The sequence below is a fragment of the Flavobacterium sp. genome (assembly GCF_044338735.1).
Classification (GTDB): Bacteria; Bacteroidota; Bacteroidia; order Flavobacteriales; family Flavobacteriaceae; genus Flavobacterium.
Genome location: NZ_JBIIWV010000022.1, coordinates 1 through 19166, shown reverse-complemented (window position 1 = coordinate 19166; position 19166 = coordinate 1). Strand labels below are relative to the sequence as shown.

Here is a 19166-nt window from a genome sequence, read left to right as displayed (position 1 = left end):
TTGTGATTCGTCAATTGGCAGAAATGTATCCTACTCGTGTACAAAGCATGATTTTAGGCGGCGCCATTTTAAAAATGAACTTTCGTTCGCAAATCTTAATGCGATTAGGAAATACCTTTAAATATGTGTTGCCTTATTTGGTTTTATATAAATTTTTTGCCTTTGTGATCATGCCCAAAAAGAATCATAAAAACTCTCGATTGTTATTCATTAACGAAGCCAAGAAACTCTATCAGAAAGAATTTATTAAATGGTTTAAATTAACTGCCGAGATTAACCCTGTTTTACGTTTGTTTAGACAAATTGAATTAGACATTCCTACGCTTTATGTTATGGGAGAAGAAGATTATATGTTTTTACCTTCAGTAAGACAAGTGGTTGCCAATCATGCAAAAACGGCTGAACTATTTATTATTCAAAACTGCGGACATGTGGTTAATGTAGAACAACCCGTTATTTTTAATGAAACCGTAATTGGGTATATAAGAAATGGGAGTCTGATTTAACGTTCCTGCGCTTGGCGAGGTTGCGAGTTTCGAAGTAGCTTTGTTGAATGATTTGACCCGTTGTAAAAAGTTTTTTTATGCTCTTTATGGTCAAGGAATGTAATTCCGCGCTATTGGGTTTTTTTATTCAATTTCATCATCCAATATGTTATATAAATTCCGCCAATTATTCCAGGAATAAACCAACCATAAAAACTTGGAAAAAAATTATTCACTACAACAAATGCAGTTGTTGCTGAAATGTACCCACCAATCATTTTTCCTAAATGTAATTTTAGCCAACCTTTTTTCAGTTTCTTTATGTCTTTATATAAAATCAGGTCTCTAATTGAAAAAAATAATCCAACCAGACCAAAGACTGTCAAAATAATATTAATTTTATTTTTAAAAATAGGATTATATAATATCATTATTAGTCCTGTGAAAAGCATCGCCCACGAAATAATTTTATCAATTATTAGATTTTCATTATCCGTTTTAAAATTTAACGCTCTTTTGCCTGTCAAAACAAAATAAGAACTAAATATGCCAATTGAAAACAAAAATGGACTTTCGTGTTTTGGTAAGACTGAAATAATTAATGCAGTAAGTGCTGAAAAAAGCATAGAATAATAAAATATCATCCCTGACTTTCTATGTATTTTGTTTCCTTTTTTTGAAATAATTGATACCGAACCTGATAAAAGTGCAATTCCACCAAAAAATGCGTGGGTATAAATTAGAATTTGTATCATTTTCTCTATTTCCATTTCGGTTTTTTTAAACTTACAGCTAACGTTTATGGGCTTGCTGTCAGTAGCGGATAAATTTACTAAATTTTTACAGTTTTTCAAAAACCATTGCAAATACAATAGCGACTTTCAGTTGTTCCTGAAAGCCGCTATTGCAGCAAACCCTTGTTGTAGGCTGTATTTATTTTTTATCAAGTTTTTTCATAGGCGAAGCAGCTTCAATTTGTTCTGATGTGTCAGGTTCTATATAAAAATAAGTGTCCAAAATATATTTTTTTAAACCCCAGGTTAGAAAAAAAAGAGCAATAACTATTAAAATGTTTTTAATAGCAATTTTAAAACGTTTTTTAATTACGTCCAAAATTATAATTATTATCAACATCACAGGTAATAAAACCACTAATGCGTATATGGATAGCGCAATTATTGGATGTGCACCGAAAGGTATACCATTATATTTAGTTGGTAGTAAAATAAAAATTACTAAAAAATAAATATATAAGGTATAAAATATGTTATATTTATTAACTTTTAATTGCATCCTAAATCACTTAAAGGTTTAATCCCATTTAATATATCTTTAATATCATTCCAATTTGGACGGTAAATCTTGTCCATATTTATTGTGGCAACGCCACCATGTGCTTCAACATAATTTTTTAAATTTTCTTGCATAGCATTCCATTTTTGCAAACTGCTGTTGTGGGCTGGCTAATTTTTTCCGTTACTCCATTTGTCTTTTTCATTCTGTTCTTCTTTCTTTTGACTGGCACGATTCAATAGGTAAATACCTAGTACAATGCATCCTATTCCAAAACCAAATTTACCACCAGCTTTGTCAGCAAAATTTGGGTCAGATGACATACCAATTCCAGCTATTATGTTTAATATTCCGAAAATCAATGCAATAATTCCTCCTACTTTCATAATTTATGTTTTTAAGTTGTTAGTTAATTTACTTGTTTAATCTTCTTTCTTTACGTCAACAAATTCAACGTCATTTTTCTTGGAACAAAGTGTTATAATTAGTCCAATAATTGGTGATAAAAATATGCTTAATGCAAAGCTCCAACCAAAGCCAATTTTTCTGTTTTTTCCTAATTGACCTACTAAAGCTGCAAGTCCGACTGCTACTAATAAAATGAATACTTGTCCCATAATAAAATAATTTAAAAGTTAATATTTAATTTTTGTTTTGCTTCTTCTTTTAATTCAATTAAACGCTTTGCGTTATTCTGATTTTCTGTAATCTCTTGAAAGAGTTTATCAGCAATTATGTTTTTTTCTTTATCTGTTGAAAAACGGTCAGGGTGAACCTTAACTTTTAACTCATCATATAATTGTTTTGAGTTAAATGAGCTATTTATGATATTATTAAAATCAATTTCTTGTTCCAAAGATTTTTTCTTGAATTCTTGCTTTATCGTATCTTTCGGTTTAATTTTTTGTTTTAATATTAGGAATACTATAAATGCAAACTCAATAATTGCAATCCACAGCCACCAATTAATTTTTTCATTACTTTCTGAAGCAATTGACTTTGTTATAGTTTCACTCGCCACTTTTAAGGTGTCTTTAATTATAGTATCATTCATTTTCGTTAAATTTAGGTAATGGTATATAATCTTTTAATTGCCATCTGCAACCATATTTTCCAGCGTCACCGTGTATTTCAAGAGTGTCCCAACCGAGAACAATTAATCTGCGAACTAAAATACTATCATCTAATATTACTTTACCAATACGCATTAACTCATCTTTAGTAAGAGTTCGTCCTGTAAAAGCTTGTATTCTAAATCCTGAATTTAGCCAATTAGAAAATTGATGTTTATATAAACTTTCACCCCTTGAAATACTTGCTTTTAACAGAGTTGGTGCAATACCCGAAACAAAAGATTTTCTTGCTGATTCATTAAAACTACGAACGAGCCTTGCTCTCTCGCTTCTGTCTTCAAACCACTCAATAATATTATTCCATAAATTGTCTAGCATATTTTAATGTTTTAATTTTTGCGTCATTTTCGGCATAGCTTGCCCACAACGTTTTGCGGCTTTAAGAAGTTGGGGATTTGGTTTGCCTAAACTTTCAATTAAAAACTGAACTCCAAAAGTATAAAACAAACTTTAAATTAATCCCTAAAACCCCAATTTCTTAAAACCGCTGTTGTGCGTTCGGTTTTATTTTACAGATAAGCTCATTGTTAGATTATCATAATATCTTCCATTTTGCTTAAAGTAATTTTTAATTACCCCATTTTCTATAAATTCCATTTTTCTGTATAAATTTAAACCTAATTCATTTTCGGTATAAACTTGAAGCAAAAGTAATTCAAGAATAGGATTTTCTTTTGCCCATTCAATAGAATATTTCATAAGTTCTGTTCCTAAACCTGAATTTCTCCATTCAATTAACATTCCCATTCCAATAACTGCTGTATGTTGCATAGTAATTCTTGAATTTCCTGTAATATCAATATTTCCAATTATATTATCTTCAAATTCAGCCACTAAAAGTAACGAGTTGTCTTTTTGAATAAATGAATTTATCCAATCTTCTTCTTGGTTTAACGTAAGTTTAAATTCTTCTGTTAATTTTGGAATAAAATCACTATTTCCAATATACTCTTTTATTGTGTTTAAAAGTTTATTTCCGTCAGAAATTTCGGCACTTCTTATAGTTACCTCTTTAGAGTTTTTTAATTTTACTTTTATTGGATTAAATTTCATTTTAATATTTTCCTTTTGGTTTTCTATCGCTCAAAACTGACGCACAACGTTCCACATATTTGCGAATTAGCGGTTCAAAATTGCCTACACTTTTGGCACATCACGCACCCTAAAAGACACAAAACAAGCCTTTTGATGCTTTCCAAAACCCGCTATTTTGCAAATATGATGTTAGTGGCTGGCATTTTCATTGTTCTTGGATTATTGATTGTCCTTTTGATTTATCACCCGAAGTCCATTCCCAACTTTCGTGAAGCCGAATTTTTCCATTTTCAAGAACCTTAGGTTCTGATTTACATATGCCTGTCATAAGTTCGCCTTTTTGGTTTACTTGATGGTATCGCATTTCAATTTTTCCATTTTCATCAACAAGTCCAATCAAATGTCCTTTAATTATTTTCCCGCCTGAATATTCAGATGTCAAAATGTTTCCGTTTTGCTTGTAAATAAAAACCGTTTCGTTTGATGTTTCTCCATTTTCTGAATTAACAATTGGTCTGAATATTTTGTTATTATAGTTAAACATACTATCTATTTAAGGTCTTCTACATTGTCCAAAACATAACATTGGTCCCATTTTATCATTCCAATTTTAGGATAGTATTCAACCGCTTTTGGGGCTGAAAGTAAAATGAGTTTTGCGTTAGGTGTTTTCAATTTGGTTTGTTTTATTAGTTCTTTACCAATTCCCATTTTTTGATAATTTTCATCAACCGCTAAATCGGATAAATAAGTACAGTAATTAAAATCAGTCAACGAACGAGCAATTCCAATTAATTTTCCATTATCTCTGGCAGTAACAATTAAGTTGCCGTGTTCTAACATTTTTGATAGTGTTTCGTGGTTGTTAATTGGTCGTCTTTCACCTAATGTTGAGTTAACCAACACCTCTCTAAACTCTTCTACAGAAACTGTTTTTTCAATTTGATATATTATCATTGTTACTATTTTTTATGTCTAAAAGATAAAGCCAATATTTTTTTCCATAACGTGGCGTTAATTCCTTAATTACTTTAAATCCGATTTTTTCATAAATATGTCTTGCTTTATTCATAAAATCAGAAGTGTGCAAAGCAATTATTTGTTCATTATTTTTCTTTGCATATTCAATGCACATTTGAGTTAATTTTTTTCCAATTCCTGTCCCACTATATTTTGGGTCAACACCAACCATTCTAATATAACACCATTCTTTGTCGAAAATATCAGTTGGATTTCCTTTTGAAACTAAATATGCCATTCCAATAATTTCTTCAATGTCTTCACAGATAAAGCACTTTGAGTTATTAAGCAAGTCAGTGTATGAATCAAGATTTGATAAAAAGTTGTTCATTTTTTTCCAATTACTTTCTGTCAATTCATTTTTAAATTGACCATATGATGTTAGTCCAAGTTGTTTTAACTTGTCGCTATCTTTTAATGTGCCTTCTCTGTAAGTTAAGTTCATTTTCTGTTGAATTTATGTTGCGGAATGGTATTTTATGCTTGCCACTAACTTGTATATATACGATATAAAACTTCGTATATACACCCATATTTGGGTAGCTATGCGAAGTTTTGTTTCGCTTTTTAATAAAATCAAAAGTAACAAATATTTTTAATTATCGACATATTATTTTAAATAAATTTAATGAATAGGTAAAAAAAATCCTCAATTGTATGAGGATTTTGATTATTTTTTTTGCTTCCCAGAGTTGAAGGTAAAACGTTCTACTGGGTTTTCGGGTTTTTGTTTTTTGGCCGCGGGTTTACCGGTCCCAAATGGTTTTTTAGGGGTGCCTTTGGGTTTAAATGGTTTTTTTTCTCCTTGATTTTTAAAATCTGGCTTTTTGTCTTCTTTGTACAAGGAAGTTTTATTTTTCGCAATTTCGCTAAGAACTTCCCTAGGGTTTTTTGGTTCTTCTTTAGTGCCACGTAAATGAATAATTAAACCATTTAAAAAATTGCGCAACAATTGATCACCACATTCCATGTAATTAGGGTGGTCTTCGCTTCTAAAAATATCCGCTAATTCACCTTTAGAAATTCTAAAATTCACCAAGTTTACAATTTCAATAATTTGGTCATCACGCAATTGCAACGCTACACGTAACTTTTTAAAAACATCGTTATTATTCATTTATATCGTACTTAAATAGTTGAAGGTAATCTATTTTGTTTTCTTCAAAAAAACTTGTTCAAAGATATCCATTTTTAACAAGAATTCTTATTTTTACCAGAAAGAAATACGCTATGAATACTTCCCAAGAAAAAATTAGCTTGTTACAAGAAATGATTGCTTTTGCACTCGTTGACGGAGAATTGCATGATCGCGAATACGATTTTTTAGAATTAATTGCAAACGAACTGGAAATTGATAAAACTACTTTTTTTGATTTATTTAAAAATCGAGGTGCTATTGTAGTCATAAAAGATGAGTTCAATCGAATTTGTCAATTTTATCGTTTAGCTTTGTTAATGCATAGCGATGGGGTATTGCACGAAAGAGAATGGGTTAAAATTAACGAAATAGGCATCAACATGGGTTTGAATCCGTATGCAACAAAACGGATTTTACAATTAATGAAAACTTCGCCGAACCAAATGGTTTCCCCCGAAGTTTTGTTAGCTGTTTTTAGTGAGCAACACAATTAATTTCCAAACTGGTTTTCGTTAGATTTGATGTAATCTACAATTAAACTTACCACATCTTCTTCACTTTCATTGGTAAAAAAGAGTTCGTCTAAATCTTCCCAACCCGAAATTATTTCTTCATCTGCAGTTGTAATTAACGATTGACGTGTTGCTAAATCGGTGGTATATTTTTTTGGAAAAATCTTAACCGCATTGGCAATTAATTCGGCCGTTTTTGGAGCTTTAATTTCTTGGTACGAAGTTATTATTTCCTCGACAAAATTACCCGCTTCCAAAGAAAAGAACAGCTGAAAACCGCCTTCTCCCATAGCGCCTTCAAATATATCAACATATACAAATACTTGTTCTTCATCGGTTAATTCAGAAAAATCATTTGTAGCTTCTTTCTTTTCCCAAATTAAGGTTCCAATTGCTTCAATGATGGCAACTTCGTCTTCTAGTTTAAGTATGTTATTAATTTTATTCATTTGATTTTTTTTAAATTATTTTTATACAATATCTAAACTTTTTGATTCTAAATTTACTTTTCCAAGAGACGCTTGACAGCGTAAAAACTGATCAAACCAAAACTCCCATCATCCAACTCCCATCATCCAACTTCCATCATCCAACTTCCATCTCCCAACTTATAACTTATCTTGTAATGCTTTTATTTCGTCTCGTAATTTTGCTGCTTGCATGAAGTCTAAATCTTTAGCGGCTTTTTCCATTTGTTTTCGAAATTCTCGAATTTTCTTTTCAATTTCGGGTTTTGATAAATACAAACTTTCGGGTTCTGCAGCTTTTAAGGCTTCTCTTTCAAAATAACCTGTTGACACCGAATTACCGCTTAATGCACTACCTAAACTTTTATTCAATGCTTTGGGTTCCATATTGTTTTCAGTATTGTATCGTGTTTGCTTTTCACGTCTGTAGGTGGTTTCATCCATCGTTTTTTGCATCGAAGCCGTAATTTTATCGGCATACATTATGGCTTTTCCATTAACATTTCGAGCAGCTCTACCAACCGTTTGTGTTAGCGAACGATGACTTCTTAAAAAACCTTCTTTATCGGCATCTAAAATAGCCACCAAAGAAACTTCGGGTAAATCCAATCCTTCACGTAATAAGTTGACTCCAATTAAAACATCAAAAATCCCTTTACGCAAATCTTGCATGATTTCTACTCGTTCTAAAGTATCCACATCGGAATGAATGTAACGACAACGAATCGAAACTTTTGTTAAGTATTTTGCCAATTCTTCGGCCATTCGTTTGGTTAACGTTGTCACCAACACCCGTTCATCTGCTTCACAACGCAATTGGATTTCTTCGATTAAATCGTCAATTTGGTTAGCACTTGGTCGCACTTCAATAATTGGGTCAAGCAAACCTGTTGGACGTATTACTTGCTCTACATAAACGCCTTCTGTTTTTTGTAATTCATAATCGGCGGGTGTTGCAGAAACATAAATTACTTGGTTTTGAAGCGCTTCAAATTCTTCAAACTTCAACGGGCGATTGTCCATGGCAGCGGGTAATCTAAAACCATATTCGACTAAATTTTCTTTTCGGCTTCGATCGCCACCATACATAGCATGTACTTGCGAAAGTGTAACGTGACTTTCATCAACTACCATTAAAAAATCATCTGGAAAATAATCTAACAAACAGAAAGGTCTTGTTCCAGGTTCTCTTCCGTCTAAATAACGCGAATAGTTTTCAATACCAGAACAATACCCTAATTCTCGAATCATTTCCAAATCAAAGTTGGTTCGTTCTTCCAAACGTTTTGCTTCTAAATGTTTGCCAATTTCTTTAAAATAATCGACTTGTTTTACTAGATCTTGCTGAATGGCCCAAATGGCATTTTGCAATACATCAGGCGAAGTAACAAACATATTGGCAGGATAAACCGTTAGTTTTTCATAACGTTCTAAAACTTGAACTGTTCTTGTGTCAAATGCTTCAATTTCTTCTATTTCATCGCCAAAAAAGTGAATTCGGAAGGGTTCATCGCCATAACTTGGAAAAATTTCTACAATATCGCCTTTGATTCTAAAATTTCCAGGATTAAAATCGGCTTCGGTTCTAGAATACAAACTTTGAACCAATTGATGTAATAATTTGGTACGCGAAATTTGCTGATTTACTTCCAAATTAATTACGTTTTTCTGAAATTCCACCGGATTTCCAATTCCGTACAAACAAGAAACTGAAGAGATTACAATGATATCTCTACGTCCAGAAAGTAGGGCAGAAGTAGTGCTTAAACGCAATTTTTCTAACTCTTCATTAATCGATAAATCTTTTTCTATGTAAGTTCCGGTAACTGGAATAAAGGCTTCTGGTTGATAATAATCATAATATGAAACAAAATATTGTACCGAATTATTTGGAAAAAATTGCTTAAATTCAGAGTATAATTGAGCGGCAAGAGTTTTGTTATGTGCTAAGACTAAGGTAGGTTTTTGCACTTCTTGTACCACATTTGCAACCGTAAAAGTTTTTCCAGAACCTGTTACACCAAGAAGCGTTTGATACTTTTCGCCAGCTCTTATCCCTTTTGATAATTTTTCAATGGCTTGAGGTTGGTCACCTGTAGGTTTATAATCTGAAACGACTTGAAATTTCATTTATTTGATCTGGAAATGGTTAAAAGTATGACAGTGCAAAGTTAGTTTTTTATTCGTTAGAAAAACTCCATTCATTCTGTTGCTTTTCACTCAGGAACGTCCAGGCTACAAATCGGCTGCGTTTTTGTCCTTGCGACATTTCAAAAGTTTTAATTGCAACTGCGCCTACTTTATTTAAGGTTCGGTATATGGTTTTTAAATTATCTTTTTTTGATACTAAAGTGGTAAACCAAAAACATTGTAAAGGATATTTGACACTTTCGTAAATCATTTGGGTTATGAATCCGATTTCGCCTCCATTATACCATAATTCTGAGTTTTGTCCGCCAAAGTTTAATTGTTTTTCTGAAGATTTTAATTGGCTGACTTTTCTAGAATTCGCTTTTGCTGCTGAAGTCGCCGATGAATGAAATGGCGGATTGCAAATGGTAAACGAAAAACGGTCTTCGGGCAATATGATGTTTTTAAAAATATAGCGCGGTTCGGTTTGTAATTGAAGGCTAATTACTTCGCTTAATTTCGGATTTTGGGCTATTATTTTTTTACAATTTTGTATCGCATTTTCATCGATGTCAACCCCTACAAAACTCCAATCATAACTACAGTTTCCTAAAATGGGATAAATACAATTAGCACCAATTCCAATGTCTAGACCTACAATTTGTTCGCCTGTTGGAATAGTTCCCTCATTTGATTCGGCTAATAAATCGGCTAAATAATGAATGTAATCGGCTCTCCCAGGAATGGGCGGGCATAAATATTGTGAAGGAATATCCCAATAATCAATGGCATATTCTGCAACCAATAAAGCTTTATTTAGTGTTTTTACTGCTTCAGAGTGACTGAAATCTATCGTTTTTTCTGATCGATTTGCATCAGTGACAACATATTGTTCTAATTCGGGTAATACTACAATTAGTTTATCAAAATCATATCTAAAACGATGTGGATTTCTTGGATGAAGATTACTTTTTTCAGTGGGTTCAGTTTTGCTTTTCATTGGATCATTGCTCTACTCAAAAGTAGCACATTTTCAGCAGTTATACAAATGCGGTTTTTTTTAATCCCAACATTCCATCAACAATAAATCACCAGATTGATGTTCAATGGTTACAATTCCGTCAGTAATGACATGATTGCTGCTTCCTGTTCGATATCCTATTTGTAATTCTTCGTTGTCGAGCGAGTAAAAAAGGTTTTTAGTAGTAATGCCACTTACTTTTCCTACCGGAATGAGCGATATTATGGTATTTGCAGTGTACCATTTATCAAATTTTGTAGGCAATAAAAACACTTTAGAATGATCATCGATGACCACAATTTTGAGTTGGTCGCGGTATTGAACGATGTTGGTGATATTGGTTAACGTATGATCGGCTCTTTTACCAGTTGCCCAGATGACATTGACTGCTTTATGTCCTTTTTCAATAAGATAGTCAAACGCTTTTTCTAAATCGGTTTTATCTTGATTAACGACATGAATTATTTCCAAAGGATATTGATGTTCTATATAAACTTCCGGGTTGAAATTTCGATCAAAATCACCCAGCAACACGTCAACTTTAATACCCAAATCGAGAACTCTTTCTATTGCCGAATCTAAAACAATCACTAAAGGAGACCATTCTAATAATTGACCCATCAATTCACTGTTGCAGGAAGCACCATTCGCAATGATTAATGCCGGTTCTTGATCGTCTCGAACAATGTGATGTGATGACATTTTTTAGAGCGTTTTAATTTATTGAACGATATAACTTTTTTTATCTGTTTCGGAAACACTAAAATAGCCCAATGCAAAGTTATTAAAATTCGTTTGATTAATGATGTTTCCTCTCACTGTTGCTGGCGGTGTTTGAAACGGACTGCCGCCATTTGTTCCGGCGATGCCTAATAATACATTCATGTAATTGTAATATCGTTCTGAAATTCCTTGTAACGTGAATTGTATTTGATCATTAGTTTTTAAATCTTCATCGGAATACAAACCAAACATTTGATTGCCTTGAAAAAAATCATCGTCAATTACATCATATTCTGGGAGCAATCTTAATGAAGTATTAAATTGAGTTAAGTAAAAATTATTAACGATTGCAGTGTCCTGAAAAAAGAATTTCACTTCAATTTCGCTACCCGTAAATCCACCTTCATTATCTTGTTCAATAGTATCGATTGTAGGAACGGCAATTAGCTTTTCTGAAGCGGTATACGTTTGTCCATTAAAAATAACTGTTAATATATAGTTACGATTAATTACTGGGATAAAATTGTTGCATACATAATTTCCTGTTCCGGGAGTTTCAACAAAATCAAATTGATTTGCATTTTCGTCTCTAACATATACGACAGCACCAGACGCCGCAGGAATAGTATTGGCATAAAAATCGGTGGTTGTGGTTAATTTTATGGTTTGCGCATTTCCGTTGGTGCCTTTTTCCCACTTGAGTGAAGCATCTATGACTAATTTTGCTGGAGCAGTATCTAGTTCAATATTTACAACGTCTTCACAAGAAGTTAAGAATAAGGTAAACGCAATAATTATTATTTTATAAGTAGTTTTCATAAGTTTAAAATTTAAAGTTGTAGGTAACACTTGGTACAATTCCAAAAATAGACAATCGAACCGCTTCATTATTTCCAGAATCTTGATTTTGTCTAAAACTAATTGAGGCAGCGTTTTTCCGACTGTATAGATTATAAATTCCGAAAACCCATTCTCCTTGCCAGTTACGATTTTTGTTTTTTGAAGGAATTAGTGTTGCAGAAATATCTAAACGATGATAAGTTGGTAGTCTATCTTCATTTCGTAAGCCATAAGTAGGAATTGAAATTCCTTGGTATTGATATTGACCGTTAGGATAGGTTACAGGTTGTCCTGATTGTAGTGTAAAAATACTGCTAAAACTCCATTTTTCATTTAATTTATACATTCCAGTGATCGATAAATTATGAAGTTTATCCCAACCCGTTTTGTACCAAGCACCATTGTTAATTCCTGTTTCAATGCTATTTCTTCCTGGGGTTTGTTGCTCAGAACGTGATAAGGTATAAGAAGCCCAACCATTTAATCGGCCTTCATTTTTACGAAATAATACTTCTAGTCCATACGCCCTTGCGTTACCATTTAAAACCACTTGTTCTATAGCGTTATTTGCTATCAAATCAGCTCCATCAATATAATCTAATCTATTTTTAATTTTTTTATAAAATGATTCGACTTCCAAAGTATATTTTCCGTCATTCAATTCAGAAAAATATCCAATGGCAATTTGATCTAAAATTTGAGGTTTTAAGAACTGGTCACTTGGTGTCCAAACATCTAAAGGAGCAGGGGATTGCGTGTTTGAAATTAAATGCAAATACTGCGTCATTCTGTTATAACTCATTTTTATCGATTGCGTATCATTTAAAAGGTAAGCTATTGAAAACCTGGGTTCAAGATTATTAAATTTTGCAATAGTTTCATTACGACCATAATCTACTGTTCCAGTAGGTGTGGCTTTTTCATAAATTTGTTGTTCTGAATTAAAAACTACCGCTTGATTATTGGCATAGGTATTCATTTTTTGATTTCCTAATCGATAAAATAAGCTGTAACGCAATCCGTAATTAATTGATATCTTATCTGAAAGTTGTTGTTCAACATCTAAATATAAAGCAGGTTCGAAAGCATATTTTTTATCTAATTGTTTAGGATTTATTCCTGAAGCGCTATTGATTGGTTCGATTTTTCCTGGGTTAAAATCATAATAAACCGCATTGACACCATAAAAGAGTTTTGTTTTATCGTTTAGGTAATGCTTAAAGTCATATTTGAAATTATAATTTTTGATGCCACTATCCCAATTGAATCCAACGAAATCAATTGTCAATCCGTAGTAATAATCACTGTAAATCATTGAAAAATTTGAAAATAATTTATCATTGAACAAATGATTCCAGCGTAAGTTGAATACGGTGTTTCCGTAAGTATTAACAAAGCTATTGTTGAGACTAAAAACATCGCGACCGAAATAACCAGAAAGGTATAAATTATTGTTCTCGTTCAGCTTGTAACTTAATTTTGTGTTCAAGTCATAAAAATAGGCAGAATTATTATTATCGGTTAATTTTAAGAATAAATGTGCGTAGGAACTTCTTCCAGCAACTAAAAAGGAGCCTTTTTCTTTTACTATCGGGCCTTCAGCCATAATTCTACTTGAAATAAGTCCAATACCTCCCGATAAATTAAAACCTTTACTATTTCCTTCTTTTTGATAAATATCCAAGACTGATGCAACTCTTCCTCCAAATCTTGAAGGAATACCGCCTTTGTAAAGTTTCAAATCTTTTATTGCATCGGCATTAAAAACGGAAAAAAATCCAAATAAATGGGATGAATTATATACGGTTGCTTCGTCTAAAAGGATTAAGTTTTGATCAGCAGCACCACCGCGCACATTGAATCCCGACTGACCTTCACCAGCATTTGTAACTCCGGGCAACGTGGTAATTGATTTTAAAATATCGATTTCCCCTAAAATAGCCGGCATTTTTTTAATAGTACTGATGGCTATTTTATTCACGCTCATTTCAGGCTTGCTTATAATCGTTCGATACGGATTTTTATTTACAATTACAGCATCTAATTCTTTTGCATCCGCTTTGATGTCAAAGGTAAATTTGCTGTTTTCTTGAATTGAAATTTCTACTGTTTTATTCTCATATCCAATGGTGCTGATTAAAACTGAATAAGTTCCTTTAGGAATAGTTAGCGAATAAAATCCATATTCATTTGTGATGGTACTTATTTTTAATGCAGGAATTTCTATAACAACACCTATTAGTGATTCATTGTTATTAGTATCAATTACAGTTCCACTCAAGGTTACTTTATCTTGTGAATATCCCAAAAAGGAATGGAAGATTAAATAGAAAAAAAGGATTTGTTTTTTCATAATTTAGGCATGAATTTTGAACTACAAATTTGGGAATTAAAGTTGGCAAATGTTTTAAAACTTATGTTAATTTATGTTTAAAACTCAATTTATAGTTTAATTTTACAATTTAAAGGAGTAATTTTTTATGCGTTTTACAATTTTTTTAGTGATTTTGTTTTTTTCTGGCTGTATTTGGGCACAGAAAGATACACCATTTAAGTCGCCAAAAATTAAGTTAAATTGGGATGTTCCTGTTAAAAGCGAAACCAAATCCAATACAATTTCTTTACCCTATAAAAGTATATTAGACAAAGATGATTCTTATTTAAAGCGATATTCCATTTTGAAGAAGGATAATGGTCAGGAAAGTGTTTTGGTGGAAAAGACAAAATTTAAAAATCCGGGTGAAGATTTAAAAAATAAATTAAATAATAGAGATAAAGCCATTCAGCCCGAATACAGGAGTAATCAATTTTTGGGTGAATTTAAAAGTAAAACAAAGTATGTAAAAATCGTTTGTCGTGATCATGAATATCCAGATGGAGATCGCGTTAAATTGTTATTAAACGATAAAACGGTAATTACAGAAATTTTATTAGAAGCTACGGTTAAAGAATATTACATCGACATAACCAATGGATTTAATAAACTGGATTTTGAAGCATTGAATCAAGGCACATCAGGACCCAATACTGCTGCTTTTAGTGTCTATGATGATGCAGGAAATTTAATTACTTCAAATGAATGGAATTTAACAACCGGAATTAAAGCCACAATTGTAGTAGTTCGAGAAGAAGATAAAAAATAAGCATAAAAAAAGCGTTTCAATTGAAACGCTTTTTTTATATAAAAATTTAGATTTTAACCTAATTTCTGATCTAAATTTACTTTTAACGTTTGAAGGAAATCTTCAGTAGTTAAATAATCAGCATCAGTTAAACCGTCTGGTTTTACTAACATTGCTAAATCTTTTGTCATTTTACCACTTTCAACCGTTTCAATACAAACTTGTTCTAATGTGTGACAGAAGGTAATTAATTCTTGATTTCCGTCAAGTTTTCCTCTGTGTTCTAATCCTCTTGTCCAAGCAAAAATTGAAGCAATTGGATTGGTTGATGTTTTTTTACCTTGTTGGTGTTGGCGGTAATGACGTGTTACCGTTCCGTGAGCTGCTTCTGCTTCAACTGTTTTTCCATCTGGAGTAACTAAAACAGAAGTCATTAGTCCTAACGAACCAAATCCTTGTGCAACTGTATCCGATTGAACGTCTCCGTCATAATTTTTACAAGCCCAAACAAATCCACCATTCCATTTCATACATGAAGCAACCATATCGTCGATAAGTCTGTGTTCATAAATTATTCCGTTTGCATCAAAATCCGCTTTATAATGTTGTTGGAATACTTCTTCAAAAATATCTTTAAATCTTCCGTCATAAGCTTTCAAAATGGTATTCTTAGTAGAAAGATATAAAGGCCATTTTTTTGTTAATGCCATTTGGAAGGAAGAATGCGCAAATCCGTATATACTTTCGTCTGTATTGTACATCGACATGGCTACTCCATCACCTTTAAAATCATACACATTCCAAGTTGTAGTTTCACCAGCTTCATTGGTAAACGACATGGTTAATGTTCCTTTTCCTTTGATTACTTTATCGGTAGCTTTGTATTGATCTCCAAAAGCATGACGCCCGATAACGATTGGTTTTGTCCAACCTTGTACATAACGTGGTACATTACTCATAATGATTGGTTCACGAAAAACGGTGCCGCCTACAATATTACGAATTGTTCCATTTGGTGATTTCCACATTTCAGAAAGATTGAATTCTTTTACTCTTTCTTCATCGGGAGTAATTGTTGCACATTTAATCCCTACGTTATATTTTTTTATAGCTTCTGCAGAATCAATAGTAATTTGGTCCTTAGTGGCTTCTCTGCTTTCGATTCCTAAATCATAGTATTTAATATCTAAATCTAAATAAGGAAGAATTAATTGCTCCTTAATAAAACTCCAAATTATTCGGGTCATTTCATCGCCATCCAATTCTACTACTGGATTAGCTACTTTAATCTTTACCATATCGTTAGGTTTAATTTTCGGGCGTTCTATTTAATTTGACTTCGCCTAGGGTATTATTTTGTATGTTTTTTTGCGGTCACAAATATAATAAAATACCCTCAATTCTTAGCAAAACTAAACCGAAATCGTTTGAATTATTAATTTGGTATTTTTTTACATTTAAAATATCAAATTGATATTATTTAAATAGTAATTCTGTTAAAACTTCAAATTAATGGCGGGTAATAATTTACTGCTGACTTCACCAAATCCAATTCTAACTTGATCATTTTGACAATATCCGCGTATAATAACAGTGTCGTTGTCATTGATGAATTTACGTTCGCTACCATCATTCATTTTGATTGGATTTTGTCCGCCCCAAGTTAATTCTAGCATAGAGCCAAATGAATCTTCGGTAGGACCAGAAATCGTTCCACTTCCCATCATGTCACCTGAATTAATTCTACAACCATTAATAGTATGGTGTGCCAATTGCTGGCTCATTGTCCAATACATATATTTAAAATTTGTATTAGAAACTACAGTTTCAATTGCATTTTTGGGTTTAATGGCTACTTGCAAGTTAATATCGTAAGCATAATTTTCTGTTTGTTGTAAATAAGGTAAAGGCTTAGGGTTTTGCTCTGGCGATGCACATTTAAAAGGTTGTAAGGCATCTAAAGTAACAATCCATGGTGAAATGGAAGAAGCAAAATTTTTGGCTAAAAACGGACCAAGTGGAACATATTCCCATTTTTGAATATCTCTTGCTGACCAATCGTTAAACAAAACCATTCCGAAAATACATTCTTCAGCATCTTTAACAGAAACGGGTTCTCCCATAATGTTTGCATCAGTAGTAATAAATGCAGTTTCTAATTCAAAATCTACTAGTTTTGATGGTCCAAAAACGGGTTGTGTTTCGCCATTTGGTAACGTTTGTCCATGAGGTCTGTGAACTGGAATTCCACTTGGAACAATTGTTGAACTTCTTCCATGATAACCTACTGGAATATGCAACCAGTTTGGTAATAATGCATTTTCTGGATCGCGAAACATTTTTCCTACATTAGTAGCATGTTCTTTACTAGAATAAAAATCAGTGTAATCACCAATTTGAACAGGTAATAACATTTCTACTTCATCCATTTTAAAAATAACAATACTTTTATGAGAATCATTATCTCTAAGTTTAGGATTTGAATCTAAAAAAATATCAGATAATCTGTTTCTAACTAAACGCCAAGTTTTTCTTCCGTCTGAAATAAAATCGTTAAGTGTATCTTGCATAAACATATCGTCTGTAAGTTCAATGCCTTCAAAATACCCTAATTGTTGTAACGCCCCCATGTCGATGGCATAATCGCCTATTCTTGTTCCAATAGTAATTACATCTTCTTTCGTAATGAAAACTCCGAAAGGGATATTTTGAATTGGAAAATCGCTATCATTTTTAATTTCTAACCAAGATTTTCTACTTGGATCATTGGCAATATTTGGCATATTTTTTTTGTTAGTTTGTTGTTGAAAAATTATGAATCAAATATAAAATTATCTGGCAATGTAACAAACCTTTTTTGTAAATTTGACCTAATTTTAACGTAATATTTTTTTCAATGCAACGCGACGAACAAATTTTTGACCTTATTCTTGATGAACAAGACAGACAAATTCATGGAATTGAATTAATTGCATCAGAAAACTTTGTTAGTGACCAAGTAATGGAAGCTGCGGGTTCATGTTTAACAAATAAATATGCTGAAGGCTATCCGGGTAAACGCTACTATGGTGGTTGTGAAGTAGTTGATGTTGTGGAGCAAATAGCAATAGATAGAGCAAAAGCTTTATTTGGTGCTGAATTTGTAAACGTGCAACCACATTCTGGTTCTCAAGCAAATACAGCTGTTTTTGCAGCTTGTTTGAAACCTGGTGATACTATTTTAGGTTTTGATTTGTCGCATGGGGGTCATTTGACTCATGGTTCTCCAGTGAATTTTTCAGGAAAATTATACAATCCAGTTTTTTATGGTGTAGAGGAAGAAACTGGGGTTTTGAATTATGATAAAATTCAAGAAATTGCTTTAGCCAATAAACCAAAAATGCTCATTGCTGGTGCATCCGCTTATTCTCGGGATATGGATTTTAAACGTTTCCGTGAAATTGCTGATAGTGTTGGTGCATTGTTGTTGGGCGATATCTCTCATCCTGCAGGACTAATAGCCAAAGGATTATTAAACGATCCAATTCCTCATTGTCATATCGTAACAACTACTACTCATAAAACTTTGAGAGGACCTAGAGGCGGGATGATCATGATGGGTAAAGATTTTGAAAACCCTTGGGGATTAACCACTCCTAAAGGTGAATTAAGAATGATGTCTCATATATTAGATATGTCGGTATTTCCAGGTAATCAAGGAGGACCTTTAATGCATATTATCGCTGCTAAAGCAGTAGCATTTGGAGAATGTCTAACGGATGAGTTTTTCCGTTATGCAATGCAGGTTAAAAGTAATGCACAAGCTATGGCACAAGCGTTCAATAAAAGAGGTTATAAATTAATTTCTGGAGGAACGGATAATCACATGATGTTGATTGATTTGCGTAATAAAAATATTTCTGGAAAAGATGCCGAAAATGCTTTAGTGAAAGCAGAAATTACTGTAAATAAAAATATGGTGCCATTTGATGACAAATCTCCATTTGTTACTTCAGGAATTCGTGTTGGAACACCAGCAATTACAACTCGTGGATTAGTTGAAGAAGATATGGAAACCGTTGTTGCGTTAATCGATAAGGTTTTGATGAACTATACTGATGAAGCAGTTTTAGAACAAGTAGCGGAAGAAGTAAATGAATTAATGAGCGAACGCGCAATGTTTGTGTTTTAATTCACTATTATATTTATAAAAAAATCCCGCAATTGCGGGATTTTTTATACTTGAGAAAGTGGATACTAGTTTTTGT

Annotated in this window: 24 protein-coding genes; 4 read left to right on the top strand and 20 right to left on the bottom strand. The window is 32.5% G+C overall.

The features are described from left to right. Positions 1–506 (top strand): alpha/beta fold hydrolase (locus tag ACIQZC_RS02900; protein WP_396137737.1); only part of this gene is annotated, 506 nt, incomplete at its 5' end. 110 nt (positions 507–616) lie between these two features. Here ACIQZC_RS02900 and ACIQZC_RS02895 read toward each other — a convergent pair. From ACIQZC_RS02895 to ACIQZC_RS02840, 12 genes are all read right to left on the bottom strand, one after another. Next, entirely contained in the window at positions 617–1255 is a 639-nt protein-coding gene (locus ACIQZC_RS02895) for a DUF2306 domain-containing protein (protein ID WP_396137736.1), read from the bottom strand. A 163-nt stretch (positions 1256–1418) separates the two neighbouring features. Beyond that, a complete protein-coding gene (locus tag ACIQZC_RS02890) occupies positions 1419–1778 on the bottom strand; it encodes a hypothetical protein (RefSeq protein WP_396137735.1) in 360 nt (119 codons plus the stop codon). After that, a complete protein-coding gene (locus ACIQZC_RS02885; protein WP_396137734.1) occupies positions 1769–1912 on the bottom strand; it encodes a hypothetical protein in 144 nt (47 codons plus the stop codon). Before ACIQZC_RS02885 ends, ACIQZC_RS02890 begins: the two co-directional genes overlap by 10 nt. A gap of 36 nt (positions 1913–1948) precedes the next feature. Then, positions 1949–2164: a hypothetical protein gene (locus ACIQZC_RS02880; RefSeq protein WP_396137733.1), complete on the bottom strand. Its 216-nt coding sequence runs from the start codon at positions 2162–2164 to the stop codon at positions 1949–1951. A gap of 36 nt (positions 2165–2200) precedes the next feature. Then, entirely contained in the window at positions 2201–2395 is a 195-nt protein-coding gene (locus ACIQZC_RS02875; protein WP_396137732.1) for a hypothetical protein, read from the bottom strand. An 11-nt stretch (positions 2396–2406) separates the two neighbouring features. Beyond that, entirely contained in the window at positions 2407–2832 is a 426-nt protein-coding gene (locus ACIQZC_RS02870; RefSeq protein WP_396137730.1) for a molecular chaperone DnaJ, read from the bottom strand. Further along, the gene (locus ACIQZC_RS02865; protein WP_396137729.1) at positions 2825–3229 is read right to left on the bottom strand and encodes a hypothetical protein; all 405 of its coding nucleotides are present in this window, start codon (positions 3227–3229) and stop codon (positions 2825–2827) included. Before ACIQZC_RS02865 ends, ACIQZC_RS02870 begins: the two co-directional genes overlap by 8 nt. 186 nt (positions 3230–3415) lie before the next feature. Beyond that, the gene (locus ACIQZC_RS02860; RefSeq protein ID WP_396137727.1) at positions 3416–3964 is read right to left on the bottom strand and encodes a GNAT family N-acetyltransferase; all 549 of its coding nucleotides are present in this window, start codon (positions 3962–3964) and stop codon (positions 3416–3418) included. Positions 3965–4151: 187 nt separating this feature from the next. Further along, positions 4152–4490 (bottom strand): n-acetylglutamate synthase, encoded by a 339-nt coding sequence (locus tag ACIQZC_RS02855; protein ID WP_396137726.1) that lies wholly within the window; start codon positions 4488–4490, stop codon positions 4152–4154. A gap of 5 nt (positions 4491–4495) precedes the next feature. After that, complete coding sequence (locus tag ACIQZC_RS02850) at positions 4496–4903, bottom strand: GNAT family N-acetyltransferase (RefSeq protein WP_396137725.1); 408 nt, start codon at positions 4901–4903, stop codon at positions 4496–4498. After that, the gene (locus ACIQZC_RS02845) at positions 4884–5411 is read right to left on the bottom strand and encodes a GNAT family N-acetyltransferase (RefSeq protein WP_396137724.1); all 528 of its coding nucleotides are present in this window, start codon (positions 5409–5411) and stop codon (positions 4884–4886) included. Before ACIQZC_RS02845 ends, ACIQZC_RS02850 begins: the two co-directional genes overlap by 20 nt. Before the next feature lie 225 nt (positions 5412–5636). Further along, entirely contained in the window at positions 5637–6083 is a 447-nt protein-coding gene (locus tag ACIQZC_RS02840) for a DUF1456 family protein (protein ID WP_396137723.1), read from the bottom strand. Positions 6084–6118: 35 nt separating this feature from the next. On the opposite strand from ACIQZC_RS02840, the gene ACIQZC_RS02835 reads away from it, so the two are divergent. Next, complete coding sequence (locus ACIQZC_RS02835; protein ID WP_396137722.1) at positions 6119–6598, top strand: TerB family tellurite resistance protein; 480 nt, start codon at positions 6119–6121, stop codon at positions 6596–6598. Here ACIQZC_RS02835 and ACIQZC_RS02830 read toward each other — a convergent pair. The 6 genes from ACIQZC_RS02830 to ACIQZC_RS02805 form a co-directional block, all read right to left on the bottom strand. After that, positions 6595–7065 carry a DUF4375 domain-containing protein gene (locus ACIQZC_RS02830; protein ID WP_396137721.1) on the bottom strand — a complete coding sequence of 157 codons (471 nt, stop codon included), beginning with the start codon at positions 7063–7065 and terminating at the stop codon, positions 6595–6597. The genes ACIQZC_RS02835 and ACIQZC_RS02830 overlap by 4 nt on opposite strands. 159 nt (positions 7066–7224) lie before the next feature. Further along, the gene (uvrB, locus tag ACIQZC_RS02825; RefSeq protein ID WP_396137720.1) at positions 7225–9213 is read right to left on the bottom strand and encodes an excinuclease ABC subunit UvrB; all 1989 of its coding nucleotides are present in this window, start codon (positions 9211–9213) and stop codon (positions 7225–7227) included. 49 nt (positions 9214–9262) lie between these two features. Continuing rightward, positions 9263–10213, bottom strand: a complete 951-nt coding sequence (gene rlmF, locus ACIQZC_RS02820) for a 23S rRNA (adenine(1618)-N(6))-methyltransferase RlmF (protein ID WP_396137719.1) — start codon at positions 10211–10213, stop codon at positions 9263–9265. Between the two features lie 60 nt (positions 10214–10273). After that, complete coding sequence (locus ACIQZC_RS02815) at positions 10274–10936, bottom strand: thiamine diphosphokinase (protein WP_396137718.1); 663 nt, start codon at positions 10934–10936, stop codon at positions 10274–10276. Positions 10937–10954: 18 nt separating this feature from the next. Further along, complete coding sequence (locus tag ACIQZC_RS02810) at positions 10955–11776, bottom strand: DUF4249 domain-containing protein (protein WP_396137716.1); 822 nt, start codon at positions 11774–11776, stop codon at positions 10955–10957. A 4-nt stretch (positions 11777–11780) separates the two neighbouring features. Then, on the bottom strand, positions 11781–14150 hold the full coding sequence (locus tag ACIQZC_RS02805) for a carboxypeptidase-like regulatory domain-containing protein (RefSeq protein WP_396137715.1): 2370 nt from the start codon (positions 14148–14150) through the stop codon (positions 11781–11783). Between the two features lie 127 nt (positions 14151–14277). Here ACIQZC_RS02805 and ACIQZC_RS02800 point away from each other — a divergent pair, with 127 nt between their 5' ends. Continuing rightward, positions 14278–14940 carry a hypothetical protein gene (locus tag ACIQZC_RS02800; protein ID WP_396137714.1) on the top strand — a complete coding sequence of 221 codons (663 nt, stop codon included), beginning with the start codon at positions 14278–14280 and terminating at the stop codon, positions 14938–14940. Positions 14941–14993: 53 nt separating this feature from the next. Here ACIQZC_RS02800 and ACIQZC_RS02795 read toward each other — a convergent pair whose 3' ends face one another. Next, a complete protein-coding gene (locus tag ACIQZC_RS02795; protein ID WP_396137713.1) occupies positions 14994–16217 on the bottom strand; it encodes an NADP-dependent isocitrate dehydrogenase in 1224 nt (407 codons plus the stop codon). A 198-nt stretch (positions 16218–16415) separates the two neighbouring features. Continuing rightward, positions 16416–17702: a fumarylacetoacetase gene (fahA, locus tag ACIQZC_RS02790; protein WP_396137712.1), complete on the bottom strand. Its 1287-nt coding sequence runs from the start codon at positions 17700–17702 to the stop codon at positions 16416–16418. 113 nt (positions 17703–17815) lie between these two features. On the opposite strand from fahA, the gene glyA reads away from it, so the two are divergent. Continuing rightward, positions 17816–19090 (top strand): serine hydroxymethyltransferase, encoded by a 1275-nt coding sequence (gene glyA / locus ACIQZC_RS02785; protein ID WP_396137711.1) that lies wholly within the window; start codon positions 17816–17818, stop codon positions 19088–19090. The last annotated feature ends 76 nt before the right edge of the window (positions 19091–19166 follow it).